Genomic DNA, 25,941 nt, shown 5'->3' with positions numbered 1-25,941 from the left:
CAATATAATGAAAGAGCGCAATAAACTTTTAACCTTGATTGGTCTTTTCCTGGCCGCCTATTTTATTCCCTGGAGCAATCCCCGGATGCAGGCTTCCATTATGGAGGCTTTCTTAATGACACAGGACTACGCCCAGAAACACGTTATCCTGTGTTTGGTGCCGGCCTTTTTCATTGCCGGAGCCATCGCCAATTTCATCAGCCAGGGCTCGGTGATCCGCTATCTGGGCGCAGGTGCCAAAAAGATGGTCGCCTATACCGTGGCTTCGGTTTCGGGAACGATCCTGGCAGTTTGCTCTTGCACCGTGCTGCCGCTGTTCGCCGGCATCTATTCCAAGGGGGCGGGCATCGGGCCGGCCACGGCCTTTTTGTATTCCGGCCCGGCCATCAATGTGCTGGCCATTATTTTAACTGCAAGAATTCTAGGTCTGGAGATGGGCATCGCCCGGGCGGTGGGGGCCGTTGTGTTCTCGGTGATCATAGGTCTTTTGATGCATTTTATTTTCCGTAAAGAGGAGGCCCGGCGCCACGAGAACGGCGGTTTCGTTGAAACCGGTGAAACCCCTGCCGCCAGACCGCTTTGGCAGACAGTAATATATTTTGCCGTTATGGTTGGCATTTTGATATTTGCCAACTGGGCGCCGGGAGCGTCGGTTTCTTTCTGGACTGTCATCTTTCAGGTAAAATGGTATATAACCGGCGCGCTGTTGATCTCCTTGGCGTTCATTCTTTGGAAATGGTTTTCCCGCGACGAGCTGACGATGTGGAAGGACAGCACCTGGATTTTTGCCAAACAGATATTTCCGCTGCTTTTGGGCGGGGTGATGGTGGCCGGATTCCTGTTGGGACGGCCCGGCCAGCAGGCTCTTATCCCGAATGAATGGGTCGTCCGACTGGTGGGCGGCAACAGCCTGTTTGCCAACTTTTTCGCCTCCATCGCCGGAGCTTTTATGTATTTTGCCACTCTCACCGAAGTTCCCATTTTGCAGGGACTGATGGGGTCGGGCATGGGAAAAGGACCGGCATTGGCATTGCTTCTGGCCGGCCCGGCATTGAGCCTGCCTTCGATGCTGGTAATTCGCAGTATTATGGGGACTAAAAAAACCATGGTTTACATAATCCTGGTCGTCATCATGTCCACCATCACCGGCCTGATCTATGGCTGGTTGTTCTGAGGCAAGAGGTCAAACTAATATTTGGAGAGGCTTAAATGAAACACCTTCGGAACTATTCAAAAATGGCCGAAGCCGCCGGGTTGGCGGCAAAGGACCTGGGATCGGCGGAACAAAAGATGGAAACGGTCACCAATATTTTATGGGAGGGATTGAAAGAAAAGGGCCTGGCCTGGGTGGGGTTCTATAAGATCACCGACGATAAGAAGGAAATGCTGCTGGCCTGCCGCCAGCCCAAACCGGCCTGTTCTCCCATCGGACTGCACGGGGTTTGCGGCAAGGCCTGGAAGGAAAGAAAGGCCCAGGTGGTGGCCGACGTTCATGCTTTGGGCGGAGAACATATCGTCTGCGACCCCAACAACCTTTCCGAAGTGGTGGTGCCGGTATTGGAAAAGGACGGGGAGTGTCTCTATGTGCTGGACCTGGACAGCGGAGAGCTGGGTTCTTTCAGCGAGGAAGATGTGAAAGGGTTGGAAATGGTGCTTAAAGGTGCCGGTTTATAGAATGAAAAGATCCAAAGCCTTCCATATTCAATGGAGGGCTTTTTATATATGAAATAATTCACTTGATTTGCAACTCAACGTTTGTGATAATAATGGTAAATATAAGTCAAAGGGGTCTTGGTGAACAATAATAATATAGAGCGCTTGATAAAAGAGGGCAGAATCTATGCCTCAAAGAATGATTTTAATGGCGCTAAAAACAAATTTAGCCAAGTAGCAGAATTATTTGCCTTGGCAAAAGATTCAAAAAAACAAAATTGGGCGTTAGCTGCTGCCGCATATATGTCAATTTTAAACAAAGATATTGCAGAAGGACTGTCTTTATTTAACAAAGCTGCTAAATTGGGATATACGGATCTGGAGAAGTTGGATGATTTGTCGAATTTGAAATATAAAGGAAGAGGTTTAAAAGAATTAAATACTTTTCAGCATATATACAAGCTTGTTTATAATAATGCCAGTACAATAGGGATTGTTAAATACCAAAGCCAGAATATTGAACCTTGGCAGTGGATGAAATATTGTGACACAAGAAATCTGGTTCGTTTGAAAAAGAAACTACCACATTTCAAATCCACCAAGGAATTTGATTTCTTCAAAGAATGTCTTGCCTGGGTAAATAAATGTTTTGCTCACGATGCGGTTAATAAACCCAGCAATTCAAACCCCATTACAATACTTAAGGAGGCAGATGATAAAAGAGGGTTTACTTGTCAGGAATTTTCGATTCTCCTGGCTGCTGTCATGCAGGCACAGGGCTATCCGGCCAGGGTCATTGCTATTTTAAAAAATAATTACGGTTACGGAACAGGAAAGGGGCATTGGGTAATAGAAGTATGGAGCGATGATTTTGATAAATGGATATTATTGGATCCCCAGAACAATTGTTATTGGATGGCGGGGAAAGAGGTTTTAAATGCCTCTGAAATACGTGAATATGTTTTGAAAGGGAAAACGCAACAGGTAAATCCATATATTAATGGCCGGAAAGCTGTATCCCTAAAAAGTTGGCTGGAATACTTTAGTGTGGTCTGGATATATAACAATCAGAATTTCTTTGCCAATTGGGATACTCTGGGAGAAACAGAAGAAACAAGTGATCGACCGCATTTGTTGTTCCAGGATAAACCGCGAGGATATTTTAAGCATCATCAGGGGATGGATTACCTTTATCCAAGTATGAATAAAATCAGTTATAAATTAAAATATCATAATAAAAAGCTTTCGTTTGTGCTATCTAATTCTTGCCCGTTTTTCAAGAAATATGAAATAAGTCGCAATAACGGGCCATGGTCTGAATGCAAATCTGAATTTGTAGGACATTTAACAAAAGGCAGTAATATTTTTACTTTCAGAGTACGCGATATTTTTAACCGTAAAACAAAAAATGTGGTTCTGGCAATAAATAAATACAAATGAAAACCAAAAAGGCCTCCAAAACGGAGGCCTTTTGTTTTATCCCTTCTCGGTCAGTATCACCCCGGCGGCCACCACCGCCGCCCCGAGTATGAAATTAGGGGTGATCTTCTCTCCTAAAAATATCCAGGCCAATAAGGCGGCAAACACCGGCTGAAGGTTGGACACCACCGCCACCTTGCTGGCCTCGATCTTGGACAAGGCCCAGTTCCAGGTCAGGTAACCTACAACCGATGTCAGCAGGGCCAGGTAAAGGATCGATGACAGGCCGGACCAGGTGACGGCCGCGTAATCCTGCCGGAGTATCGGCAGAAGACCGATGGGGAGAAAAAGCACCGCCCCGAACATCAGCGAATACCCCGTGACCTGCAAGGGCCGGTATTTTTGCAACATTTTCTTGCTCAGTATGGTATAAACCGACCAGGTAAGGACGGCAAAAAATATCAGGATGTCTCCCTTGAGGGTCTGACCGGAGAGATCTATCCCCTTTTCGAACAGCACCAGCAACACTCCGGCAAATCCCAGGGCGATGCCGGTTATCTTTAATGGCGAAGGTCTTTCTTTTAGCCAGATGCAGGACAGGCACAATACCATGATAGGGGTGGCGGCGTAAAGCAGGGCTCCGTGGGCGGCCAGGGTATATTTCATGCCGTAAAGGAAAAGACCCTGGTTGAAGGGCACCGAGAAAAGGGCCAACCAGAGGAAGGTCCAGCGATCTTTACGATCGGGTCTGAAATACATCTTTTTCATGCCCAGCAGGGCGGCAAAGACCAGAGCGGTCAGTCCGAAGCGCAGCACTCCCAGGGCCAGCGGGGAGAACTCTCGCAGACCCAGTTTGGTCATCAGAAAGGTCCCGGCCATGATCACCTGGACCGAGACCAGAACCATCAGCGGATTATTGACAGTCGATTTATTCATCTATCAATGTCTTGACAAGTTGGTTGCTATTGCGGATAATACTTGGGCTATGAGCAAAAAGGAAAACCCCAAAATAAAATTCATCATCATATTGGCGGCGGCGACGATCTTTTATTTCGCCGGGTCCGTCGTTCTTGATCTGATACACCTGCCGGCCATTGACAACCTGGCAAAGAAGAATCCCGCCAAGACCGCTTTGATGGAGCAAAGAGTTAAAGAGGCCCGGACCAAGAAAAAACCGTACCGGATCAGCCAGTCATACATTCCTTACAATTCCATATCGCCCTATCTTAAAAAGGCGGTGCTGGTGGCCGAGGATGCGGCTTTCTTCTCCCATCAGGGCATAGACTATGACGAGTTGAGGGAGGCCATCAAAACAGACTGGAAAAAGAAACGGTGGGCCAGGGGCGGCTCCACCATCACCATGCAATTAGCCAAGAACCTTTATCTTTCAACTTCCAAGAGCCTGACCAGGAAAATATCCGAAGTTTTTCTGGCCGGACGGATGGAGGAAAAACTGAGCAAAGCCAGGATATTTGCGCTTTATCTGAATTACATTGAATGGGGCAACGGAATCTTCGGCTGCCAGGCAGCGTCATGGATTTATTTTGACTGTTCGGCGTCGAAGCTTGATCCCGAACAGGCTATCAGGTTGGCTTCGATCATAGTTAACCCCAGGAAATACGGCCCGTTTACCGACACCAAACGAATGAAAACCCGCCGCAACTGGATCGCTCAAAAGATGCTGCAATACGGGCATCTGACCCAGGAGGAGTTCGACGGTTTGTCTTTTTAGTTATCAATCAACAGGTAAGATGCAAAGCCGCTATGACCAGCGGCTTTTTGCTTGTCAGTTCGTTATATTTGCTTACGGCATCCGTGGTTGGAAGGCTGAACAAAATAATATTATTGCTCTTACAATAATCAACGACAGAGTCATCAATCGTCATCAATCCGGGAAGCCCCAGGCCCACTATCAATGTCTCCGGTTTCAGGCCAAAGACCTCGGCCAGATCGTCCATTTGCAACAGATGTCCTTCTTTGCGCCACCATTTGTCGTCCACCCGGTCGGGGAAGATGATAAGGTCTGCGACATAACTTTTGCCATCGACCGTTATTTGCCCAAAGGAATAATTGTCTATCTTCATTGCCAGTTCAGCCTTTCTTTTTCTTTGCGATAAAAGCTTCCCAGCAGATGCATGCCGCAGGTCCAAAGATATAATAGAATGAAAGAGGATGCCAGCGGGCCGATAAAGGGGATGGGCCAAAGGAGCAAGGCAAAGAGCGGCAACAGAAATAAAATCCAGAATAATAATAAAAACAGGATATACCGCTTAAAAGTTTTGAATATCGGTTCGATGACATTGGATGGAAGCAGGGAAGGCCTGGTTTTATTCGTGACAGCCATCATCAGCAATGCCATGGGAAAATATATAAAGCTGAACAATAAAAGAAATATTAGTGCCAAGGGCGATGGCGCCCCATGATTTTTGACCAGCAGGGCCAGATACAGCTCTATGGGCAAAAAGGACCAGACCGTCACTAATAATATTTTAAAAGCTGGCACCAGGATGGCATTTTGAACATCCGCCAATTCCCGCCAGCTAAATATGTACTCATTTTTATCGGCGGCTTGGTTAATTATCTTAACGAAATACCCAGGCAGGACGACCAGTATGGCAAAGCCGGACAGCCCGCTGATCAAATAAACCGGGAGGGCCAAGACTGATTGAATTTTGGGAGCGATCTTGAAAGTTGTCTGGAATATTTGCCACAGAGAAAGGCAAATGGATCCGACCAGGATGGGGATCAATAATTTTCCCAATGCCGGAAAAAGGAAAGATGATCTGAGGCCGGTTCTGTTCATTTAAAACCTAAATGTTGCGTGGTTTGCAGATTATCTCATGTACTTTGAGATCAAAGAAATCCTGGGCGTTGGCTGGCGTCAGGACCACGGCGGTGTCGGCCCCGCTGCTGGTTCCTCCGATGGCGATGAGCTCCTGCTTGACCGAGACCAGCCCGGCATCGGCCGCCATCAGGGCCATCTCTATGCAGACCTTGAAGCCCTGCCCCATGGTCCGCAGAGTGTAGGCAATGATCTCGTCCATCTGGTAGGTGTTGAACTTTCTTCTGACCGCCCGGTTGACCCCGCCTAGGGCATGCTGGCAGGTGAGCACTTTAATACCCCTTGCTTCCAAGGTCTTTTTGTTTTTGGCATCCAACTCCTGCACATCCTTAAAGGAAAAACCAGCCGAGTGGGTTACTGCCACCAAGTTGAAACCGGAGAATAGTTCGGCGGCCTTAAGGGCCGTCGCACCGGAGGTGGTGGCCACCAGGATGTTCTTTATATCCAGCTCCCGGGTCCGGGACAGGGCCAGTCGTAAGGTTTCTTCGGTATTGGCCGGGCCGGATTTGTCAAAATATTTATATTCCATTTAAAACACCTCCGATTGCTATGAGAGCTGTAGTTTGTGTTTTTCGATCGTTTTTAAAATATCCCCTGCCACTTTCAGGGCCATCAGGCCGTCCTGTCCGGTCACCAAGGGCTCCCGGCCGTTGATCAGGCAATCGACAAAAGCGGATAATTCAGCTTTCAGTGGCTCCACCTTGTCGATCTTTAATTCTTGGTAATCCACCATCTTGGCCAGATCCAGCACGCCTTTGGGTTCGCCTTTCAGTTTATAGACCTTTACTTCGGGCTTCATGTAATCGACATTGATGTAGGCATTGCGCTGGAAGAAGCGGATCTTCCGTTCCTTCTTGGCGGAGATGCGTGACGCGGTGACATTGGCCACACAGCCGTTGGCGAACTCCAAACGGGCGTTGGCGATATCCTCCTTTTCGCTGACCAGGTTGAAGCCGATGGCCGAGATGTTCTTAAGCGGCGAGCGGACGAAGGACAAAATTATGTCGATGTCGTGGATCATCAGGTCCAGTACCACCGGGACATCGGTGCCGCGTGTGACGAAGGGAGCGATGCGGGTGCATTCGATAAATTTGGGATCGTTTATATGGCTGGAAGCTGCCCGGATGGCCGGATTGAACCGCTCGATATGGCCCACCTGTAATTTTATAGATCCTTTTTCTGCCAGATCCACCAGTTCTTCCGCTTCTTCAATCTTTGAAGTGATGGGTTTTTCCAGCAGCAGATGATTGCCGGAGGCGATCACTTCTTTGGCTACGGCATAGTGCAGGCTGGTGGGCACTACCACGCTTACCGCCTGGGTCTCTTTAAGCAGTTCCCGGTAGTCGGAAAAGGCTTTAGTCTTGTTCTTAGCTGCGATCTCGGAGGCCCGCTGCTGGTCGCTGTCGGCCACGCCGACCAGTTCTACTTCCTTGATCTCGGAAAAGACCCGGGCATGGTGCTGGCCCAGGCTACCCACACCGATCACGCCGACTTTTAGTTTTGACATATTTTTCCTGCTGTTTATGTTGATTATATTTGACAACTCAACCCTTTGTTTCCTTCTCTTAATAAAGAGAAAGGACGTGGAAGGGGCTATTATTCCATTTTATAGACCTTCTCGATCCGCTCTAACACCTGCCAATGGCATTTAAGCCCCTTGGGAAACACCACCAGATCTCCGGCGTTGATCTCAACCTTGGCGCCGTCAGCAGTTGTGACTACTACCTTGCCCTTGAAAACATATGCTGTCTCCTGGTCGGGATACCGCCAGTCGAATTCCGAGGGGTCGCATTCCCACGATGACCAGCTGACTATACCCAATTTATCCAGTTCGTCCTTAGACGGTTGCGATATCTTTATCTCAGACATTTGTTTCTCCTTGCATCATTATTACTTTTTTTGACCCCAGATCAAGGCCATGGATAGGGCCCTGGGATGGGTTTTCTGAAAATCGGCATACAGGCTGTCCAGCAGGACATTGACCTTCTCTCCCCAACGCTTGACATAGGCCGGCCTTCGCTGGTTCAGGTTGCCGGTCATGTATTTGATATATCCCGGCTGGTCGGGCATTTCCAGAATGGTCGTTTGGATATCCTTAAACCCCATTTCCTCCATCAGCCGAACATAATCCTTCAGATAGTGCAGACCCCAGCACAGCTTGCTCTCCAATGATGCTAGTTCTACGTTCATCCTTTCCATCCGGCCCTCGGCCGATTCTGTTTCAACGTCCTTGTAGCCGTCCTTGATCTTATCGTAAATGACAAATATCCCGCCCGGCGCCAGCACCCGAACACAGTCATTGAGCGCTCTCACAACGTCACCATCGTCGCTGACGAAATCATGCAGTGCGGCCCGTGAGATCACCAGCCCTACTGAGCCATTCGGCAGGGGGAGTTTGGAGGAGTCGCTGACCAGCACCTCTAGCCGCTTGTCGGGAATCTCTTTGATCAGTTTTTCGGCCACTTCGGAGAGTCTTTCGGTGGTATAGAGCTTTCCGTCAGGATGAATGTATTTTTCCAGCAGCTGGCGGGTGAATTCGCCCCGCCCGGCGCTGAGTTCCAATACTGGCCCGGACACTCCGGAAAAAACCTTCCGCAGAGTATTGGCCTCAATTTTATCTAACGGTTCGAGTTTCTTCAGGTATTCTTTGGCCTGCTCCACCGAAATCCCGGAGGCTTCCGCCCAGACCAATATCTCCTTTTCATCCATCAGAACTTCTCTTCCTTCAATTTTTTGGCCTTCTTTTGCTCCACAGTCTGCTCCGATATGATCTCCGGGATGATGCCGGCCGGGCTGGAGAGGACCTTGTCCAGCAGCTGGTCGTACATCTGACGGTCCTTGATCTTGGAGGCGTAGTTCTCGGCCATCAGCACCGAGGTGGCGAAATAGTTCGGCGCCATACTTAAGGCCTCGTCATACATCTCTTTGGATTTCTTCATATCGCCGCCGAACATTCCGGGCGCCAGGGCGAAATATGCCCCCAACCAGCGGGCCGGTCCGCCGTAGTAATAGGTCTTGTCCAGGGTATAAAGATGCTCCACCATCTTCCGGGCCTGTTTGGATGATTTGATGGTCTTAAAAATGCCTTTCATCTTTCCCCATTTTCCGATGCAGGTGGCGGTCCAGAATATCCCCCCGGCATACTCCTTGCCCAGCACCGAGACGGCATCGCCCATGGATTTATCATCCACCTCGGACAGTTTTTTGAATTCACCATTGTATTTAAGCGATATCAGGCCCCATTCGTGGCCCTTGTAATAATTATCGGCCTTGGCATCGCCCTCTTTGAAGGCATCGGCCAGGAAATAATAGGCGTATGACAGGCGCTCCGCCAGCTGATAGGAGGGCACTGTCTGGTAGGCTTTTTCGTAGACGGCGATGGCCTTCTCCAGCGAGACTGGATTTCCCCGGTCGGCCCAGAGATTCTGGGCCTCATCGAAACCGGGCTGGGCGAAAGCGGCTCCGATGGACAATGCGCTCGCCAGCAGGATCAAAAAAGTTTTTTTCATGGTGGTTCCTTTCAAGGTGTTATATTTCCGTAGATATCTGAAAAATCTTCTTTGGTCATTTTCAAAAGACAAACATCCTGCCTCAAAATATCTTTTTTGAAACCAAACTTAATAAGAGCCTTCTGGCCGGGCTGGTTATCGGGTGCCACTGGGTCGCACATGATCTTTCCTCCGAAGTCGAAGAAGAAATATCTCAATAGCAAAGGAACGGCCTTTTTAGCGTATCCTTTGCTGCGATGCTGATGTTCGATCTTGATGTTGAATTCCGCCGTGCCGGAGGAGGGGTCATACCTATGAAAGCTGATCTCGCCCACCGGTTGGTCGTTCTGGTTGAATATAAGGAAATACCTGTCTGTTTCGCTTCCGGGGGAGATCATCCGGGCGTACAATTTTTCGGCCTGCTCATCGGTGAGATGGATGGGCCCGCCCACCTCGGCCATGGTTAAGGGGTCGGCCCAGAGTTTTTGGATGTATTCCATTTCATCTGGCCGGGGTGAGCGCAGGGTAAGGCCATCGGTCATTAATGTGGGTGTGATGATGTCCAAGGCTTGCTATATCGCTGTTAGTTCATATTTCTTTTGTCCCAAGCCCATTTTTTCGGCGTAATCCAATTGGATATTCCAGTCTGCCTCGGGATAGATATCCCGGAACTTGTCGCTGCCTGGGGCATGGGAGGTTTTAAGCACCGAATCCTTATGTCCGGCCGAGGCAATCACCAGGTCATTGCTGGCGGCATCCACCGCCACCGGATCCAGCGAGGCGCAGATGCCGATGTCCGGCACTATGGGGTGGTCGGCGTGGCCGTAGCAGTCGCAGGCCGGGGAGACGTTCATGATGAAATTAAGATAGGCGATCCGGGCCTTTTTGTGCTTCACGAACCCGGCCAGGTGCTCCACCATCTTTTCCTGCATCTTCTGGGCCCCGCTGTCCCAGCCGTTGCGGGCGGCGTGAGTGGGGCAGACCACGATGCAGGAGCCGCAGCCGATGCATTTCTTGGAATCTATGGCCGCGAACTTGTCTATTGTGATGGCCTCGGCCGGGCAGTTGGTGGCGCACTTGCCGCAGGCGATGCATTTTTCGGCCTTGATGATCGGGGTGACATCGGAGTGCATGGCCAGCTTGCCGCCCCTGGCCCCGCCGCCCATCCCCAGGTTCTTGATGCTACCGCCGAACCCGGCCAGCTCGTGCCCCTTGAAGTGGGTAACGCAGATGATGGAATCGGCCTTGACCAGGTCATGGGCCAGCTTTACCTTTTTCAGGTGCTTGCCGTCCACCTCGACCTCCACGTAAGCGCCGCCCCGCAGGCCGTCGGCTATCAGCACCGGGCAGCCCAGGGTGTCGCGGGTGAAGCCGTGCATGGCGGCCGTATCCAGATGGTCCACCGAATTGGAGCGGGAGCCGACATACAGGGTGTTGGCATCGGTGACAAAAGGCTTGCCTCCGGCCTCTTTGATCTTATCAACCACCCGGCGGACGAAGTAGGAGGGAATGAAGGCGGTATTGCCCCGCTCGCCAAAATGCACCTTGACCGCCACCAGATCGTCTTTTTTGAAGGTCGAGGACAGGGGAAGCTTTTCCAGCAGGAGATCGATCTTGTCGAACATGTTCCGTTCGGAGGTCTCCCGGAAATTAGCGAAATATACTTTGCCGGGCATATTTTATTCCTCAAAAAAGGTTTTTACACACACAAAGCCACAGAGAACATAGAGGTTTATTTGATCTGATTATAAAGCAGGACGAAAAATGACAAAACCATTGTCATCCTGAGTAAACTTCGAAGCGATACAGGTTGTAGGATTTCAGCTTTCACCCATTTAAGCTAGCCAGAGATCAGCTGCCCTAAAGGGTGAGGCCTTGTGTAGATTGCTTCATTTGCCATTCTTCGATGTTCTCTCGCAATGACTGGCACGAAGGGTGCGAAGATATAGCATCCCCGATGCCAGAATCAGTAAAAGCGAAACATACAGCAGATACAGGCCCCAGGGCTGCCAGTTGAGCACATAAAGAAATATGGCGGCCGAAAGAAAAGTGACCGCAAATTTTCCCGGCCAGTTGGAGACGGGAATTTCTTTGGTTTTGTTGATCATCATCAGGCCGCCGGTCAGTATCAAAACATCGCGCAATATTATCAACCCGGTGGCCCACCAGGGGAAGCCCCGCCACAGGGAAAGGGCAAAGACCATCGAGTCCAGGCAGATCTTGTCGGCCAGAGGATCGAGGATCTTGCCCATAGAAGATATTTTGCCCAGCTTCCGGGCCAGGAATCCGTCAAAATAATCGGTGGCCACCGCCAGTAGCATCAGTATCAGAAGGGGCAGTGTTTTTTCTTCCTTGAGGCAGAGCAATACCGCCGGCATCAGGGCGATGCGCAACAGAGAGAGGATGTTAGGGATATTCATGTCGTCTCTTCCGATCGGTAAAGCCTGAAATCGCTGAACTGTGCGGTATTGCGTTCGCCGACGCACAACAAAAGCTGGCCATCATGATATGGGATATTATTGCTTTGATGGATCAAAACATCGTCAAAATATGTCCAGAACTGGGTTTTGGTGAATTTTATCTGAAGGTAATGCCAACAATTTGCTTTTAAAAGCATATGGTGTTTCAATTCCAGACCAGGGTAACAGATCTCGGTTTTTGCATTATAGATTGAAAGATCAAAGTCGGGGTAAAGGCTGATATAGCCGTGGCTGGGAAAACAATGGATGGCAACCCCTTTTTGGGTTTCTGGGGAAAAGCGAAGCAAAATGCCGGAACCATAATTCATCCGCAGATCATTTTCATTTTTCAGATAAAAAGAGACGCCGCCGAACTGAGGGATATTTTCCTTTAAGCGCACATAAATATTATTCTTTTCAGCCGTTCCCCGGAGGCATCCGGAATTAGTCTGCCATTGTCCGCTGATTATCTCCCAGTTGTTGATATCGTTAAATTTGTCGACAAATGCAGCATCTCCCATATCCGCCTGCTTGTCGAGCGAGGAAATAGATATCTGATAAATATTTACTTTTCCGACAATGTTGCCGAATATATATATATTTCCTATGGTGCTTGAAGAAACCGAACTGCTGAATAGTATCCTGTTATCCACGGATATTTTCAGTTCGGATCCGACGAAAAGCACTCGGATATTGTACCGCTGGTTCTCCTGAAGATTGCTTTTTATCGTTTGTTCTTTGTATTCCGAAGTGCCGCCGGGCGAGAAATGCGCGACAAAGGTTATACGGTCCTTAGTGATTCTCAGAGCATGACCATGGTTCTGATCTGCCGCCCTAAAAAGCAATCCCGCTTCGCCGGTAAAAGAGCTGAACTTTACATAAAAAGATATATCAAAATCCCGGGAAAGAAAGCAAAGGTTGTGGGTGACGTTTCCGGTCAGGTTTATTTTTCTTATCTTCAATTCTTTCATTTGTCGCTGATCTTAAAGTGTGAAAAGTTTTTGCACGGAACTAGTTCTTTCCCAACATCTCCCGGGCGATTCGCAACAGGGAGAGGATATTGGGGAGGTTCATTGATTATGTCTACAGAAATCAATATGAGTATGCCCAACATCATCTAATATGATTTATTGTTGCTGAGCATCTATGCCAACACGAAGATGCTGCTGCTGCTGGATGATGATGTTGGCGGCAGTCAGTCTTATATTTAAAACACTTACGTAATATTCTTAAGCTTTTCTATCATATCAGCAATGCCCATGTCCATTTTAGAAAAAGCAAACCATTTTTTCCCGAGGTCTTTAAGCGACGCACCTATGTGATATATATCGGCACGGTCTATTATGATGAATCTATCATGAGACTCTTTAAATTCCTTTATTTCAATAGTTGGATATTGCTGATTGAATTTTTTTACATCTAAAGATAATTGTTTTGGTGTTTCCTTTGTTAATATAACTACCTTCACTCCTTTTGGCCGTTTGGTTAAATGGATTAATACTGTTTCATCAATATATGGGTCTATGATAATTATGGATTTTTTTGCGCTACGGAAAAGATCGGAGATAAATTTATAAGCATCGAAAACCTGGCCATTATAAAAAACTCCTTGCTTGGGTTGTATGCTTTTACTCTCTATAGCATCCCAAACTTTGTCCATCTTTTTATCCATTTCGAGCTGTTTCACTTCAAGCGTTCCGACCCGATGCATTATCCCGGCATTGGCGGCAATGAACCTACGCATTGAAATGAAAGCATTCATTATGCTGATGCTTATCTTTACGGCCACGTCACTGCGCAAAACGGCCGAAAGCATAGCTACGCCTTGTTCAGTAAATACATAGGGCTGATATTTACGGTGTTTCCCACGCCTGCTGTTTAAGGTCACATTTTGCGACCTTAAAGATTTTGTGTTCTCTAAGGTCACAATTTGTGACCTTAGAGAATTGTACTCATCTGTAGATAAGTAAAACATAAATTCTTTAGGAAATCTTCCGACGTTGCGTTTTACCGCTTGATTAAGCACTTTGACTTCTACTTGGTAGAGGGTAGCCAAATCACTGTCCAACATTACTTGCACACCACGGATGGTATGGATTTTGTTTTGTATGTCGTCAATTTTTATTAGAGCTTTTTTAGTCATAATGATACTAATATATTTATTTGGTTATCACAATTTGTGATTTCCATTTGAGGTCACAAATTGTGACCTCAAAGATATTCAGAGTGTTTATTTCTCTATCATTTCCCGGGCATGTTTAAGCGTAGTCTCGGTGATCTTGCTGCCGCCCAGCATTCGGGCGATCTCCTCGACTTTCTCTTTTTCGCTTAAAACATTCACCGAGGTGATGGTGCGGCCCTTTTGCTCATCTTTGCTGACCCGGAAGTGGCTCTTGGCCAGCGAGGCGATCTGGGGCAGGTGGGTTATGCACAGCACCTGCCGGGCCAAGGAGATCTCCTTGAGTTTTACTCCCACCGCCTCGGCAATGCGGCCGCCAATCCCGGCGTCTATTTCGTCGAACACCAGCACCGGTACGGCATCGACCTCGGATAAAATTGTCTTAATGGCCAGCATCACCCGGGAGATCTCGCCGCCGGAGGCGATCTTGGCCAGAGGCTTTAATTCCTCTCCGGGATTGGGCGAGATCAAAAACCTAACCAGGTCTATTCCGGAGCTCTCAGTCTTAACTCTTTTCTTGTTGTCAACAGTAAGGCCGGCAGGGTCTTCTATTTGAGAAACAGCCACTTTGAAGGAAGCCTTTTCCATTCCCAGGTCCTTAAGCTGGATCACCACTTCTTTAGACATCTTCTTGGCGGCCTCCTGGCGCTTGGCCGACAGGCCTAAACAGGATTTTTCAAGCTCCTGACGCTTTGCCTCATGGTCATTTTCCAGCTTTTGTATTTGCTCTTCGCCGTGCTCCACCGAATCGACTTCGGATTTTATCTGGGCATGATGGGCTAATACGGCGGTTATGGAGTTCTCCCGGCCGGCGTATTTTTTCTTAAGGGTCCTTATCAGGTCCAGACGGTTCCGTATCTCCTCCAGCCGCTGCGGGTCGAAAGAGATGCCGTCTCGGTATTTCCGTAAATCCCGGGCGATCTCCTCTATCTGATCATTCACCGAGGTGACGGCCTTCAGGGTGGGCTCCATGCGGGGATCGATGCCGGCTACCTCCTCCACCGAACGCTCCAAGGCGCTGAACTGTTCGGTGATGGAGCCGTCCTGCTGGTATAAAAGCTGATAGCTGGCCGATGCCAGGGAGAACAGCTTTTCCGAATTCTCCAGAACGGTTTTTTCGCTTTCCAGATCTGCGTCTTCGCCCTCTATAAGCGAAGCCGATTCAATCTCCTTTATCTGGAAAGAATACAGGTCCAGCTTCTCCCTGGTCAGCTGCTCCCTGGTCCGCAAGACCTCCAGCTCGGACTTGATCTTCTGGTGTTGCTGGAACAATTCACCGGTCAGCGTTCTTTCCGGCCAGGTACGGGCATAGCCGTCCAGATAATCCAGATGCTTTTCTTCATATAGCAGGGACTGGTGCTCGTGCTGGCCGTGCATGTCCAGAACGGCATCGCCGATCCGCTTCAGATTAGCCAGGGTGACCGGACTGTCGTTGACAAAGGCCCGGCTCTTGCCGGAGGATGCCACCTCGCGGCGGATCAGCAGATCATCGGACCATTCGAGATCCAATTCGCCGAAGATCTTCTTAACGGCGGCGTAATCCCTAAGATAAAATTCGGCCTCCACTATGGCGGCCTTGGCGCCGCTGCGGACGCTGTCGGTGTCGGCCCGCTCGCCCAGCACCAAGCCCAGGGCGCCGATCAGGATGGACTTGCCGGCGCTGGTCTCCCCGGTGAGGATGTTGAGGCCGGGGGAGAACTCGACACCCAGGGAGTCGATAAGGGCGTAATCTTTTACGATGAGTTTTTTAAGCATGGATTATATTAGTGTTGGTTGGGTAGATCTTCAGCTTAGCAATAGACCGCCCCTTAATCCCCTCCTTGCACTTCGACAGGCTCAGTGCAGGCTCAAGGAGGGGAAGGGGTGGTTTTCGGATTGTCGTTTTATGGTGTTACCGCAATGCCCCACGGGCCGCTGCCCACCGTCTTCGGCGTCTGGGCAGTGTAAGTATTCCCGCTCCGGCTTATGACCGAAATGCTGCTGCTGCCGGAATTCGAGGCATAAAGATATCTGCCATCCGGACTGTAAGCCAGACCGTTGGGGCCGGTGCCGACAGTTATCTGGGCCAGCGGCGCTGGTTCGGTGCCGGAGGTGGCGCTGTAGACCTTTACCAATCCCTCGGTGTAGCAGCCGACAGCCAGGTGGGCTCCGTCCGGGGAGACGGCCAGCCCGAAGGGACGTGCGCTGACGCTCTGGATGTTATACGGGGCGGAGAAGGTGGAAGTGGTGATGACGGTTACATAGGACCCGTTGGTGACAAAGAGGCGGCTGCCATTGGGAGAAAGGACAGCTTCTTCTCCGCCGATGATGATTGTCACCCAATCCAGGGCGTGGGTTGACAGATTATAGCGCTCCACCCGGGTATCCTGATTGAGGATGACATAGATATAAGCACCATCCGCCGAGAAAACAATCCCGGTGGGGGTATTGCCCGTGGCAATGGTATCAATTATCTGCCTGGTGTCAGCGTTGATGATCAGCACCCGGTTATCCCCGGATACGCTTACCGCCAGCTTGCTGCCGTCAGTCGAAACAGCCAGGCCGTAGGGCGTGTTGCCCACGGAAATATTTCCCAGATTATTGTTATCATTCTTGACCTCCAAAAAATACAGCTGGCCTGGATTTCCGCCGCACAGCACATAGGCGCGATTGCCGTCAGAAGACATCTTGACCTGTTTGGCCCCTATGTAACCTGGCAGGTAGCCCTCGAACTTAAGATCGTTCTGCTGGAGCATATATATATCATTGGAGGTGTTACAGCAGACATAGATCCCCCGGACGGTGGTAAAGCTGGAATTCCAAGTCGCCGCCAGAGGGTTCCCGGCCAGGTCCTGGGCTCCGGTGCCGACCGTCACCTGGAATTGCCGACGGAAGGCCAGGGTCTCGGCCAGAGCAAAGGTCATGATGGAATCTCCGGTCCATGAGAAATTCCCGGTGGCGGCAGGAGTTATCGAAAAAGCGGCCCGGGCCGAGGCGGTATCCATCACTTCGGAGAATCTAACAATGATTGACTTATTCACCGAGACCAGAGTGTCGTTGTTGGCCGGATCAAGCGACAATACCTTGGGCTTGACGGTGTCGGCCATGGTCTGGAAGGTCCAGGAATGCTGGGGCGATAGATGGTTTCCACAGAGATCGGTGACGCTGGTGTCGATGATGGCGGTGAAGGTCATGCCATAGCAGAGGAGCGAAGAGGGGGAAAAGTTTATTATGGAGTCACTCTGCAGGGCTGTATTTCCCAAGATGCTGGTAACGCCGGTCATGGAAAAAGCCGAGACCGACCAGGGGGCCAGCTTCTCGGAAAAGGCCGCCGAAATGCTAGCTGTGACGCTGACCCCGATCTGGCCGCTGGCCGGATTGGTGGAAGACACCGTGGGCCTGATACTGTCAGCACTGGCTCCGCAGATAAATGAAGAAGTGTAGACCGTGGCCAGGGCCGTTCCGGCGGTGCTTTGGGCAGCGGTGGATAAAGTGATCCGGATGGTGTCGCCAGGGGTATAAAGCGAGTCCGGCCGGAATATCAGTATCCGGTTCCACCAGGTCTTCTGGCCGGTCATGCCGGTTATGGTCAGGGCGTTCTGGGTCTCGGTCTGCTTCATGTCGGCGCTGAATGTCAGATATATCAGGCTGTTTCCAAAGTTGTCTATGCTGTTGGCGGGCGGATAAACGGCAATCACCGTCGGTGGAGTAGGGGGGGGTCGGGGTCGGGGCCACCGGGTCGCTCTTTTTACCGCAGCCCTGGACAATTACCGTTGCTGTTGCGACCAATAAAACCAGGGTAATGATTTTTTTCATTTCGTTATCCTCATAAAATTTTCATGGCGTCCCCTCCTTGATCAAGGAGGGGTTTGGGTGGTTTGTCAAGTTTCAGCCGTTCTCTCCCCGGGCGCCCCATTTAAGTTTGGTTCTCAAAATATTATAGAATGAGGAGGCCGCTGGTCTTACTAAAAGCGCTTTTCTGTCAGCCTTGGTGATGGTCAGTTTTTGATCATCCTTTAATTTAGCCACGGTCTGGCCGTCGGCCACCAACACCGCCTCCTCGTTCTTGCCGTGGACCACCACCGTGATGGTCTTCTTCATGGATACGATCATGGGGCGGAGGCTCAAAGTATGGGGGCAGATGGGGGTAAGCACGAAAGCATCCATGTCGGGCTCCACTATCGGACCGCCGGCCGAAAGGGAATAGGCGGTGGAGCCGGTGGGAGTTGCGATCAGTAGGCCGTCGGCGTAATAGCGGCTGACGAATTCATCGCCGATGGATACGGTCAGCTCCACTAAGCGGGTGGGCACCCGGATGTCGAAATCGTTCAGGGCGTAAAAAGACGAACCATCGCACTGGGCCCGGATAATGGCCCGGTCCTCTACCTGATATTGCCCCCGGATCACCTGCTCCATGCTTTGCTGAATATGGTCCTGGGAGATCTCGGTCAAAAACCCCAGCGAACCCAGGTTGACGCCCAGCACCGGTTTTTGATCATCTCCCATCAGCCTTACCGCCCTAAGCAGGGTGCCGTCGCCGCCCAGCACCAGCATCAGGTCGCAGCGGGCGGCCACTTCGGTTTCTTCGGCCATCTCGGCCTGGCTGATATCAAAACCCTTTTCGGCCAGGACCTTGATGCCGTGATCCTTTAGCCAGGCGGCCAGCTCCCGCACGATGCGCTCGGCCCCCGGGCGATTCCGGTTGTAGATCAATCCGTATGTTTTCATAACTGTTTCCTTTTGACCTCACCCCGACCCTCTCCAAATGCTTTTGGAGAGGGAGCAGGAGTTAATATTCTATCTGCTTGAAATCTTCTATGGCGTAAGTTTTATTGCATTTGACACAGGCGAGGGACTTGGCCTGCTCAGTCTGCGGCGAACAGGTCAGATCTCCCTCTCCACTGTCTCAATAACCTTCCTGGTCACTTCATCAATCGACCCCCTGACTCTGGCCCCGGCGGCCTGGAGGTGTCCGCCGCCCTCGAAGATGGCTGCCAGTCTATTTACGTCCACCCGGCCCTTGGAACGGAAGGAGACCCGCACAATTCCGTTGCCCTGCTCCTTGAACAGCAGGCCCACCTCGGCCCCCTTGACCGCCAGCACATGGCTGACGAATTCCTCGCTGTCGTTAATGTCAAGGCCGTGCTTCCGGGCTATCTCCTGGGTCAGGGCCACCCACGAGATCCGGCCATTGGCGGCGGTCTTCAGATCGGAGAACAATTGCCCCAGCACCTTAAGGTGCCGTAAGGGCTGCTGGAAATATAGCTGTTCCGATATCCAGGCCAGCTCGGCCCCGGACTCCATCAGCAGGGCGGCGCTTCGTAAAGTTACGGGAGAGGTGTTGGAATAGCGGAAGCCTCCGGAATCGGTCATGATGCCCGATAATAAAATAGTGGCCTGCTCGGCGCTCAGCTTGACGCCCAGCTTCTGGGAGATGCGGTATACCAGCTCACAGGTGGAAGAGGCCTGGGTGTCTATATACTGGATGTGCCCGAAACCGTCGTTGGAGACATGATGGTCTATCACGATCAGCTCCATGGTGGCCGGAGTGATCAGCTCGGCCGCCTGGCCCAGGCGCTGGGGGTTGGCGCAGTCCACCACGCAGACCGCGGTAACGTTGGGCGTCTCCATTTTATTGGAGATGGACTCCCAGCCGGGCAGGAAACGGTATCTCTCCGGCACCGGGTCCTGGTTTATTGTGCTCACCTGTTTGCCAAGGGATTTTAGCAACGAGGCCAGGGCCAGCTGGCTGGAGATGCTGTCTCCGTCGGGGTTGACATGGCTGGTGATCATTATCCGGCGGTGCTTTTCCAGGGCCTGGGCGATCTCACTGGCTGTCATCGGGCGTCTCTTTCGGGGAGATCTGGTTAAGCAGGCGATCTATCTTGTCGCCGTAGGCTATGGACTCGTCCACCTTGAAGGAGAGTTCGGGGCAATAGCGCAGACGCAGACGGCTGCCCATCTCCCGGCGGATGAAGCCCTTGGCGCTCTCCAAGCCCTTGAGGGATTCCTGCCGTTTGTCCTCCTCCCCGAATATGCTGACGAACACTTTGGCATAGCGCAGGTCATCGGTGAGGTCAACCCCGGTAACGGTGATGAATCCCAGGCGGGGGTCCTTGATGTGGTTGGAGATGATGTCGGACATCTCGCGTTTTATCACCTCGGCCACCTGGGAGGAACGTTTGAAATGCATAAAGTTAGCCTCCTAATACAATTTAACATTTTACCATACAGATTTATGATTGCAAGAGAAAAATATAGAAAAAGACACCGAAGCTTTTCGCCAGGGTATAAAACTGCTTGACATCTCCATAAAGCTATCGGATAATAACTTCAGACGGATCGCCCGGGCGTCCCTATCCCATTATAAGTATAGGAGGAAAAAATGACCGATCAATTGACCGAAGTTACCACCACCGGCTGGGGCAAAAGGATCATCAATTCATTTGTCGGAGTGCTGGTGGGATTGGCCCTGTTCTTCATATCCTTTATAGTGCTTTGGAAAACAGAGGGCCGGACCGATTTCGCCAAGCTGGCGCAGAAGGCCGTCATTGCATCGCCATCATCGATAGATCAGAACGCCCAGGAACAGCTGGCGTCGGTCACCGGGCCGCTGGAGACCGTCGAACTGGTGGGCGATCCCGATTTCATATCCCCGGGAAAATACCTGATCCTGACCCGCCGGGCCGAGATGTTCGCCTGGAGGGAGCGGGTAAGCACCAAGACCCAGAAGAACACCGGCGGCAGCGAGACCACCACCAAGACCTACAGCTACGAAAAGGGATGGACCGAAAACCCGGAGAACTCGGGGGATTTCAAGCAGCCGGAGGGCCATGCCAACCCCCCGCCGGCGATCCGTTCCCAAACCTTTTCGGCCAGACAGGCCCAAGTCGGGGTTTATGAATTGGATATGGAACGCATAAGCCTGCCCTCGACCGAGCCTCTGGGCCTGGGGGGCGGAAAGATCCTATTGGAAAAGACCAAAGGATATACCGTCACCGAAGAATATCTGTTCAAGGGGCAGGGTTCTTTGGCCGACCCGCAGGTCGGCGATACCCGGCTGTCATTCTATGCCCTGTCATCCGGCCGGAGGGCCACGGTATTCGGCAAGCTGTCCGGAGGGATGCTTGATCCATATTTTTATAATGGCGAGAAAAGCTTCTACCGGGCCTTTCTGGGAGCCAGGGACGAGGCCATCGCCACTCTGAAGGGCGAATACAAGGCGGCCGGATGGATCGGCCGGATCATCGGATTTCTGATGATGTGGATCGGGCTGCTGATGCTGACCGGCCCCCTGCATACCATTCTGGATGTCCTTCCGTTTTTGGGCTCGGCCAGCCGGTTCGTTATCGGCCTGGTAGCCTTTCCCATCGCATTGGTGCTGTCGGCCGCCACCATCATCGTTTCCATGGTCGCCCACAATATAATCGTTCTGCTGATAGTGTTGGCCCTGATAGCCGGGCTGGTGCTGTACCTCTTTAGGGCCAGAAAGAAACCCCCGGCCGCCGCCCAGGCACAATAAATCACCTGCGCCATGGTTTAAAAAATACAGCCGTTCCATTTCTGACGGCTGTATTTTATATTGACTTATGAATAGAATTGTAATATTCTTAATTGTTTATCCACAGTAATAAATTAATCCTGAATATATTTTTGAAATGAGCGACAAAATCAACCCCGCCCTGAATTACGATAAGACCCTGGCGTCGACCGGGTACCTGCCTAGGAAACAGGCCACCCAGCAGACCTACGACGCCATCGGCTTTATGTCCGGCCTTGAGGTTCACCAGCAGCTGCTGACCAAACAGAAGCTGTTCTGTCGTTGTCCGGCCGGGATATTCCAGAAGCCGGAGGAATATGATGCCGAGCTGATTCGCCATATGCGGCCCACCCTTTCCGAACTGGGCGAGTACGACGGCACCGCCCTGATGGAGTTCAAGACCCGGAAGAACATCGTCTATCACATCAACAGTCGGACCGCCTGCACCTACGACGTGGACGACACCCCGCCCTTCCCGCTGAACCGGGAGGCCCTGGACATCGCCATCCGCATCGCCCTGCTGTCCAAGCTGAACATCGTGGGCGAGGTGCATATCACCCGCAAGCAGTACCTGGACGGCAGCATCCCCACCGGGTTCCAGCGCACCGCCATCATCGGGGTGGAGGGCGAGATCCCGCTGAAGAAAAAGAAGGTCCGCCTGATCCAGCTTTCGCTGGAGGAGGATTCCTGCCGGGAGGTGTCGGACATCGGCCATGAGCGGGTATACCGCACCGACCGGCTGGGCATGCCGCTGATCGAGACCGTTACCTATCCCGACATGAAGAACCCCGACGAGGTGATGGAGGCCTGCAACTACATCCGCTTTTTGAACCGCAGCACCGGGATGGTGCGCACCGGGATCGGGGCGGGCCGGGAGGACGTCAATGTCTCCTGCAAGGGCGGCACCCGGGTGGAGATCAAGGGGGTATCGCGCACCAAGCTGATCCCAGAACTGACCCACAACGAGTGCTTCCGGCAGTGGGCTCTGCTGAAGATCCGCGACCTGCTCAAGGACAAAGTAAAACAGCAGAAGGAATGGAAAATAAAACCTGAACCGCTCAAACCAATTATCAACAAGCTGGAAAGCAAGCGCTTTAAGGAACTGGCAAACAACGGTAGCCAGGTGGTGGCGGTCAACCTGCCGGGCTTCAATGGAATACTTTCACACTTTACCCAGCCCGGAAAATGCTTTGCCAATGAGATCGCCGACCGGCTCAAAGTGATCGCCTGCCTGGAACGGCCCAACATGACCTGCTCCGAGGACCTGGATCCGATGCTGGCTGATAATGACTGGGACCAGGTGCGAAGCCTGCTCAAAGTCTCGACCGATGACGCCCAACTGATCTTTTGGGGGCCGGAGGATGATATCAAGACCGCCCGGGAGACCATCGAGGAACGATGCATAATGGCCTTCTCCGGGGTTCCCAACGAGACCCGCAAATCCTTGGCCGACGGCACCACCATCTTCGAGCGGGTGCTGCCCGGGGCCGACCGGATGTATCCCGACACCGACTCCAAGCCCATCCCGCTGGAGGACAGCCATATCAAAAAACTGGGCCAGGATCTGCCCACTGATGTCATCGAAAGATACAACCAGCTGAAAACCTGGGGGGTGCCGGAGGATTCCTATCATTATCTTTTCACCCACAACCTGTATCCGGTGATAGAGAAGATCGTCACCGGCCTGAGCCAGGCCCCCAAAAAGGTCGGGAAGCTGTTCGGGCATCATTTGAAATACGTCGAGGGACATTATAAAAGATCCCCGGACTTTTCATTTGAACGCATCCATGATCTTTACAAATATATCGTAGAGAACAAGCTGGACCCTGAGATCGTAAAGACCATGCTGCCGGTGGTGTACCAGTATCCCAAGATGGATTTCGACTCGGTGCTGGTGAACCTTGAATTCAAGCGGTTCTCCAAGGACGAGATAGTTTCCAAGATCCCGTTTCTCAAGGAGAAATACAAAAGCATCAGAACCTCAAAACTGCCGGAGGCTGAGAAGCATTGGGTGATGGGGCAGTTGAGGAAGATGGCGGTGGGGAATGTGGGACTGGGTGAACTTTGGACATTGATAGAAGACTGACCTCTCCCCTACCCCTCTCCTAATGCTTTAGGAGAGGGAAGGGTGAGGTTCAAAGAACTAAAAATGCATAACGGATAATCAAATAAATGACAGAAGATATTTTTCAAGGTTACAAGGGCGCGGGGCTGGAAGTCCTGAAGAAATTTAACGTCCGGGTGTGGGGCCAGGCCGAAGTACTTACCAGCCGGGGCGATTTCAAAGGGACGGTGCTGCCGCGGTCGGAGAACGATGACGATCAGCACATCGTGCTGAAGATCGCCACCGGCTACAATATTGGCATCGACGTCAAGACCATCACCGGGATGACCGAGACCGGCTACAAGAAGGCCAATTACAAGATCCCGGAGAAGGAATTTCCCATTACCCCCGGCCTGCCCAAGGTCAAGCTTTTGGGCACCGGCGGCACCATCGCCTCGCGCCTGGATTATCGCACCGGCGCGGTGATCCCGGCCTTCACCCCGGGCGAGCTGTACGGCGCGGTGCCGGAGCTGGCCGACATCTGCAACCTGACCACCGATAAACTTTTCGCGGTGTTCTCCGAGAACATGGGGCCGGAACAGTACAAGACCTTAGCGGTGGCCATCGGCAAGGAGATAGAGAACGGCATCGACGGCATCGTCATCGGCCACGGCACCGACACCCTGCACTACACCGCGGCCGCCCTGACCTTCATGGTCCAGAACCCGCCGGTGCCCATCGTGCTGGTGGGCTCCCAGCGGTCATCCGACCGACCATCCTCGGACGCCGCCCTCAATCTGATGCACGCCACCACCGCGGCCGGCCACGGCGACATCGCCGAGGTGATGGTCTGCATGTTCGGCCCCACTTCGGACGAATACGGCCTGCTGCACCGGGGCACCCGGGTCCGCAAGATGCACTCCTCCTACCGCTCCACCTTCCGCACCATCGGCGACACCCCGCTGGCCATGATCACCCGCAAAGGATTGACCCACATCAAGCAGGATTACAATCCCCGGCGCAAGGACCGCCAGGTCACCATCAAGCCCTTCTTCGAGGAGAAAGTGGGGATGATCTACTATTACACCAACATGCAGCCGGACATGATAGATTCGATGGTGGACAACGGCTACAAGGGGATCATCATCATCGGCACCGGACTGGGGCACGTCAACAAACCGCTGTACCCGGCCATCGAGCGGGCGGTCAAGAAAGGGGTGGCCATCTACATGACGGTCCAGACCCTGTGGGGCTATGTCCACATGTTCGTCTACGACACCGGGCGCGACCTGATGGCCAAGGGGGTGGTGCCGGCCGAGAACATGCTGCCGGAGGTGGCCTATATCAAACTGGGATGGGCCCTGGGCCAGACCAGCGATCTGGAGAAGGTCAGGGAGATCATGCTGACCCCCATCAACGGGGAGACCACTCCGCGCGAGCCGTACAACGGATACCTGATATACCAGGGCGGGGTACCGGAAGTGGAGGAGTTCATCAAGAAGTTTCACAAGTAGAAAATATTAAAAGCCTCGTAAGCACGAGGCTTTTGTGTTTTTCTCAGAGCCGTCTTAGGAATGCGATAAGGGAAATATTTTTTAAATTATCTCTTGACTTCTTATTCCGGCAGGTATAGACTGCTTATTCCAGCAAACAACCATAACCATAAACCAATAACTAAGGAAAAGACCATGAAGAAGATCCGTCCGGTCCTCTGTTGTGTCGCCTTGCTGTTCGCGGCCTGCAGTCTTAGCAAGACCCCGGCTCAGCTGGCCATCAAAACCGCCGAGGAGGCTTTAAAGGCCGTCAGCATTGAAGCTCAGAAATATGTGCCGGATCAGCTGGCCTCTGTGGAGACAGCCCTGGCCGAAGCCAGGAGCCTGTTCGAGAAGGGCGATTACAAGGCCGCCCTGGACGGAGCCAAGGATCTGCCACTCAAGGTCAAGGACCTGGCCGTTGCCGTCGAATCCCGCAAGGCCGAACTGCCCAAGATATGGGAGGGCATGGCCGCCAGCCTGCCCAAGCTGATCACCGAGACCAAGGCCGCCATTGCTTCGGCCCGAGGCGCGGACCAGGCCGCCATCGCGGCAGCCAAGACCGATGTCAAAGGGATGGAAGCTTCTCTGGCCAAGGCCAAGGAAGCATGTAAGTCCGGAGACTTTTTGGGCGCGGTCAACATCGGGACCAAGATGCAGAGCCTGGCCGCCAAGATCAAGGCCAGCTTAATGAGTCCGGTGGTTCAGAAATAACCTGCCTTTTTTAAAGGGAGAAACCCCCGCCTTGCGCGGGGTTTTTTTATGGGGACGCTATGCCAAGCAAGAACATTTTGGTTGAATCTCAT

Annotated in this window: 27 protein-coding genes; 9 read left to right on the top strand and 18 right to left on the bottom strand. The window is 51.8% G+C overall.

Annotation, left to right across the window (positions count from 1 at the left end):
* Positions 1–7: 7 nt before the first annotated feature.
* The 3 genes from KJ869_01635 (at position 8) to KJ869_01625 (ending at position 3,093) form a co-directional block, all read left to right on the top strand.
* Positions 8–1,174 carry a permease gene (locus tag KJ869_01635; protein ID MBU1575896.1) on the top strand — a complete coding sequence of 389 codons (1,167 nt, stop codon included), beginning with the start codon at positions 8–10 and terminating at the stop codon, positions 1,172–1,174.
* A gap of 35 nt (positions 1,175–1,209) precedes the next feature.
* Positions 1,210–1,674: a GAF domain-containing protein gene (locus KJ869_01630; GenBank protein MBU1575895.1), complete on the top strand. Its 465-nt coding sequence runs from the start codon at positions 1,210–1,212 to the stop codon at positions 1,672–1,674.
* A 120-nt stretch (positions 1,675–1,794) separates the two neighbouring features.
* A complete protein-coding gene (locus KJ869_01625; GenBank protein ID MBU1575894.1) occupies positions 1,795–3,093 on the top strand; it encodes a transglutaminase-like domain-containing protein in 1,299 nt (432 codons plus the stop codon).
* 36 nt (positions 3,094–3,129) lie between these two features.
* Here the strand turns inward: KJ869_01625 and KJ869_01620 are convergent, their stop codons facing one another.
* Entirely contained in the window at positions 3,130–4,008 is an 879-nt protein-coding gene (locus KJ869_01620; GenBank protein ID MBU1575893.1) for a DMT family transporter, read from the bottom strand.
* Between the two features lie 49 nt (positions 4,009–4,057).
* Between KJ869_01620 and mtgA the strand changes: the two genes are divergently transcribed.
* Entirely contained in the window at positions 4,058–4,804 is a 747-nt protein-coding gene (gene mtgA, locus KJ869_01615; protein ID MBU1575892.1) for a monofunctional biosynthetic peptidoglycan transglycosylase, read from the top strand.
* Positions 4,805–4,811: 7 nt separating this feature from the next.
* Here the strand turns inward: mtgA and KJ869_01610 are convergent, their stop codons facing one another.
* From KJ869_01610 to KJ869_01560, 11 genes are all read right to left on the bottom strand, one after another.
* On the bottom strand, positions 4,812–5,156 hold the full coding sequence (locus KJ869_01610) for a hypothetical protein (protein MBU1575891.1): 345 nt from the start codon (positions 5,154–5,156) through the stop codon (positions 4,812–4,814).
* The gene (locus tag KJ869_01605) at positions 5,153–5,875 is read right to left on the bottom strand and encodes a hypothetical protein (GenBank protein MBU1575890.1); all 723 of its coding nucleotides are present in this window, start codon (positions 5,873–5,875) and stop codon (positions 5,153–5,155) included. Before KJ869_01605 ends, KJ869_01610 begins: the two co-directional genes overlap by 4 nt.
* A 7-nt stretch (positions 5,876–5,882) precedes the next feature.
* Positions 5,883–6,443, bottom strand: coding sequence for a hypothetical protein (locus tag KJ869_01600; protein ID MBU1575889.1), 561 nt, complete (start codon positions 6,441–6,443; stop codon positions 5,883–5,885).
* An 18-nt stretch (positions 6,444–6,461) separates the two neighbouring features.
* The gene (locus KJ869_01595) at positions 6,462–7,421 is read right to left on the bottom strand and encodes a Gfo/Idh/MocA family oxidoreductase (protein ID MBU1575888.1); all 960 of its coding nucleotides are present in this window, start codon (positions 7,419–7,421) and stop codon (positions 6,462–6,464) included.
* Positions 7,422–7,510: 89 nt separating this feature from the next.
* Entirely contained in the window at positions 7,511–7,783 is a 273-nt protein-coding gene (locus KJ869_01590) for a cupin domain-containing protein (GenBank protein ID MBU1575887.1), read from the bottom strand.
* Positions 7,784–7,804: 21 nt separating this feature from the next.
* Positions 7,805–8,623 carry a class I SAM-dependent methyltransferase gene (locus KJ869_01585; protein ID MBU1575886.1) on the bottom strand — a complete coding sequence of 273 codons (819 nt, stop codon included), beginning with the start codon at positions 8,621–8,623 and terminating at the stop codon, positions 7,805–7,807.
* Positions 8,623–9,423 carry a TRAP transporter TatT component family protein gene (locus KJ869_01580; GenBank protein ID MBU1575885.1) on the bottom strand — a complete coding sequence of 267 codons (801 nt, stop codon included), beginning with the start codon at positions 9,421–9,423 and terminating at the stop codon, positions 8,623–8,625. Before KJ869_01580 ends, KJ869_01585 begins: the two co-directional genes overlap by 1 nt.
* An 11-nt stretch (positions 9,424–9,434) precedes the next feature.
* Positions 9,435–9,944 carry a GNAT family N-acetyltransferase gene (locus KJ869_01575; protein MBU1575884.1) on the bottom strand — a complete coding sequence of 170 codons (510 nt, stop codon included), beginning with the start codon at positions 9,942–9,944 and terminating at the stop codon, positions 9,435–9,437.
* Positions 9,945–9,974: 30 nt separating this feature from the next.
* Positions 9,975–11,078 (bottom strand): DUF362 domain-containing protein, encoded by a 1,104-nt coding sequence (locus KJ869_01570; protein MBU1575883.1) that lies wholly within the window; start codon positions 11,076–11,078, stop codon positions 9,975–9,977.
* 213 nt (positions 11,079–11,291) lie between these two features.
* Positions 11,292–11,822 carry a CDP-alcohol phosphatidyltransferase family protein gene (locus tag KJ869_01565; GenBank protein ID MBU1575882.1) on the bottom strand — a complete coding sequence of 177 codons (531 nt, stop codon included), beginning with the start codon at positions 11,820–11,822 and terminating at the stop codon, positions 11,292–11,294.
* Complete coding sequence (locus KJ869_01560; GenBank protein MBU1575881.1) at positions 11,819–12,514, bottom strand: hypothetical protein; 696 nt, start codon at positions 12,512–12,514, stop codon at positions 11,819–11,821. Before KJ869_01560 ends, KJ869_01565 begins: the two co-directional genes overlap by 4 nt.
* Positions 12,515–12,670: 156 nt before the next feature.
* Between KJ869_01560 and KJ869_01555 the strand changes: the two genes are divergently transcribed.
* On the top strand, positions 12,671–12,982 hold the full coding sequence (locus KJ869_01555) for a hypothetical protein (protein MBU1575880.1): 312 nt from the start codon (positions 12,671–12,673) through the stop codon (positions 12,980–12,982).
* Positions 12,983–13,077: 95 nt separating this feature from the next.
* Here KJ869_01555 and KJ869_01550 read toward each other — a convergent pair whose 3' ends face one another.
* From KJ869_01550 to rbfA, 6 genes are all read right to left on the bottom strand, one after another.
* Positions 13,078–14,004, bottom strand: a complete 927-nt coding sequence (locus tag KJ869_01550; GenBank protein MBU1575879.1) for an ORF6N domain-containing protein — start codon at positions 14,002–14,004, stop codon at positions 13,078–13,080.
* Between the two features lie 87 nt (positions 14,005–14,091).
* Positions 14,092–15,795: a DNA repair protein RecN gene (gene recN / locus KJ869_01545; protein ID MBU1575878.1), complete on the bottom strand. Its 1,704-nt coding sequence runs from the start codon at positions 15,793–15,795 to the stop codon at positions 14,092–14,094.
* Positions 15,796–15,923: 128 nt separating this feature from the next.
* Complete coding sequence (locus KJ869_01540; GenBank protein ID MBU1575877.1) at positions 15,924–17,717, bottom strand: Ig-like domain-containing protein; 1,794 nt, start codon at positions 17,715–17,717, stop codon at positions 15,924–15,926.
* A 190-nt stretch (positions 17,718–17,907) separates the two neighbouring features.
* Positions 17,908–18,747, bottom strand: coding sequence for an NAD(+)/NADH kinase (locus tag KJ869_01535; GenBank protein ID MBU1575876.1), 840 nt, complete (start codon positions 18,745–18,747; stop codon positions 17,908–17,910).
* A 156-nt stretch (positions 18,748–18,903) separates the two neighbouring features.
* Complete coding sequence (locus tag KJ869_01530; GenBank protein MBU1575875.1) at positions 18,904–19,860, bottom strand: bifunctional oligoribonuclease/PAP phosphatase NrnA; 957 nt, start codon at positions 19,858–19,860, stop codon at positions 18,904–18,906.
* Positions 19,847–20,212: a 30S ribosome-binding factor RbfA gene (rbfA, locus tag KJ869_01525; GenBank protein MBU1575874.1), complete on the bottom strand. Its 366-nt coding sequence runs from the start codon at positions 20,210–20,212 to the stop codon at positions 19,847–19,849. Before rbfA ends, KJ869_01530 begins: the two co-directional genes overlap by 14 nt.
* Before the next feature lie 192 nt (positions 20,213–20,404).
* On the opposite strand from rbfA, the gene KJ869_01520 reads away from it, so the two are divergent.
* From KJ869_01520 to KJ869_01505, 4 genes are all read left to right on the top strand, one after another.
* Entirely contained in the window at positions 20,405–21,541 is a 1,137-nt protein-coding gene (locus KJ869_01520) for a TMEM43 family protein (GenBank protein MBU1575873.1), read from the top strand.
* A 136-nt stretch (positions 21,542–21,677) separates the two neighbouring features.
* A complete protein-coding gene (gene gatE / locus KJ869_01515) occupies positions 21,678–23,645 on the top strand; it encodes a Glu-tRNA(Gln) amidotransferase subunit GatE (GenBank protein MBU1575872.1) in 1,968 nt (655 codons plus the stop codon).
* An 86-nt stretch (positions 23,646–23,731) separates the two neighbouring features.
* Positions 23,732–25,117: a Glu-tRNA(Gln) amidotransferase subunit GatD gene (gene gatD, locus KJ869_01510; GenBank protein ID MBU1575871.1), complete on the top strand. Its 1,386-nt coding sequence runs from the start codon at positions 23,732–23,734 to the stop codon at positions 25,115–25,117.
* A 174-nt stretch (positions 25,118–25,291) separates the two neighbouring features.
* Positions 25,292–25,849, top strand: a complete 558-nt coding sequence (locus KJ869_01505) for a hypothetical protein (GenBank protein MBU1575870.1) — start codon at positions 25,292–25,294, stop codon at positions 25,847–25,849.
* Positions 25,850–25,941 lie beyond the last annotated feature (92 nt).

The organism is Candidatus Edwardsbacteria bacterium, from assembly GCA_018821925.1.
Taxonomy (GTDB): Bacteria; Edwardsbacteria; AC1; order AC1; family EtOH8; genus UBA2226.
This window is presented reverse-complemented; position numbering and strand designations above follow the sequence as displayed.

Bases quoted from the DNA above. Each gene is read 5' to 3' on its own strand.
- KJ869_01635 (MBU1575896.1), top strand. From the start codon at position 8: ATGAAAGAGCGCAATAAACTTTTAACCTTGATTGGTCTTTTCCTGGCC.
- KJ869_01630 (MBU1575895.1), top strand. From the start codon at position 1,210: ATGAAACACCTTCGGAACTATTCAAAAATGGCCGAAGCCGCCGGGTTG.
- KJ869_01620 (MBU1575893.1), bottom strand. From the start codon at position 4,008: ATGAATAAATCGACTGTCAATAATCCGCTGATGGTTCTGGTCTCGGTC.
- mtgA (MBU1575892.1), top strand. From the start codon at position 4,058: ATGAGCAAAAAGGAAAACCCCAAAATAAAATTCATCATCATATTGGCG.
- KJ869_01610 (MBU1575891.1), bottom strand. From the start codon at position 5,156: ATGAAGATAGACAATTATTCCTTTGGGCAAATAACGGTCGATGGCAAA.
- KJ869_01605 (MBU1575890.1), bottom strand. From the start codon at position 5,875: ATGAACAGAACCGGCCTCAGATCATCTTTCCTTTTTCCGGCATTGGGA.
- KJ869_01600 (MBU1575889.1), bottom strand. From the start codon at position 6,443: ATGGAATATAAATATTTTGACAAATCCGGCCCGGCCAATACCGAAGAA.
- KJ869_01595 (MBU1575888.1), bottom strand. From the start codon at position 7,421: ATGTCAAAACTAAAAGTCGGCGTGATCGGTGTGGGTAGCCTGGGCCAG.
- KJ869_01590 (MBU1575887.1), bottom strand. From the start codon at position 7,783: ATGTCTGAGATAAAGATATCGCAACCGTCTAAGGACGAACTGGATAAA.
- KJ869_01585 (MBU1575886.1), bottom strand. From the start codon at position 8,623: ATGGATGAAAAGGAGATATTGGTCTGGGCGGAAGCCTCCGGGATTTCG.
- KJ869_01580 (MBU1575885.1), bottom strand. From the start codon at position 9,423: ATGAAAAAAACTTTTTTGATCCTGCTGGCGAGCGCATTGTCCATCGGA.
- KJ869_01575 (MBU1575884.1), bottom strand. From the start codon at position 9,944: ATGACCGATGGCCTTACCCTGCGCTCACCCCGGCCAGATGAAATGGAA.
- KJ869_01570 (MBU1575883.1), bottom strand. From the start codon at position 11,078: ATGCCCGGCAAAGTATATTTCGCTAATTTCCGGGAGACCTCCGAACGG.
- KJ869_01565 (MBU1575882.1), bottom strand. From the start codon at position 11,822: ATGAATATCCCTAACATCCTCTCTCTGTTGCGCATCGCCCTGATGCCG.
- KJ869_01555 (MBU1575880.1), top strand. From the start codon at position 12,671: ATGACCATGGTTCTGATCTGCCGCCCTAAAAAGCAATCCCGCTTCGCC.
- KJ869_01550 (MBU1575879.1), bottom strand. From the start codon at position 14,004: ATGACTAAAAAAGCTCTAATAAAAATTGACGACATACAAAACAAAATC.
- recN (MBU1575878.1), bottom strand. From the start codon at position 15,795: ATGCTTAAAAAACTCATCGTAAAAGATTACGCCCTTATCGACTCCCTG.
- KJ869_01535 (MBU1575876.1), bottom strand. From the start codon at position 18,747: ATGAAAACATACGGATTGATCTACAACCGGAATCGCCCGGGGGCCGAG.
- KJ869_01530 (MBU1575875.1), bottom strand. From the start codon at position 19,860: ATGACAGCCAGTGAGATCGCCCAGGCCCTGGAAAAGCACCGCCGGATA.
- rbfA (MBU1575874.1), bottom strand. From the start codon at position 20,212: ATGCATTTCAAACGTTCCTCCCAGGTGGCCGAGGTGATAAAACGCGAG.
- KJ869_01520 (MBU1575873.1), top strand. From the start codon at position 20,405: ATGACCGATCAATTGACCGAAGTTACCACCACCGGCTGGGGCAAAAGG.
- gatE (MBU1575872.1), top strand. From the start codon at position 21,678: ATGAGCGACAAAATCAACCCCGCCCTGAATTACGATAAGACCCTGGCG.
- gatD (MBU1575871.1), top strand. From the start codon at position 23,732: ATGACAGAAGATATTTTTCAAGGTTACAAGGGCGCGGGGCTGGAAGTC.
- KJ869_01505 (MBU1575870.1), top strand. From the start codon at position 25,292: ATGAAGAAGATCCGTCCGGTCCTCTGTTGTGTCGCCTTGCTGTTCGCG.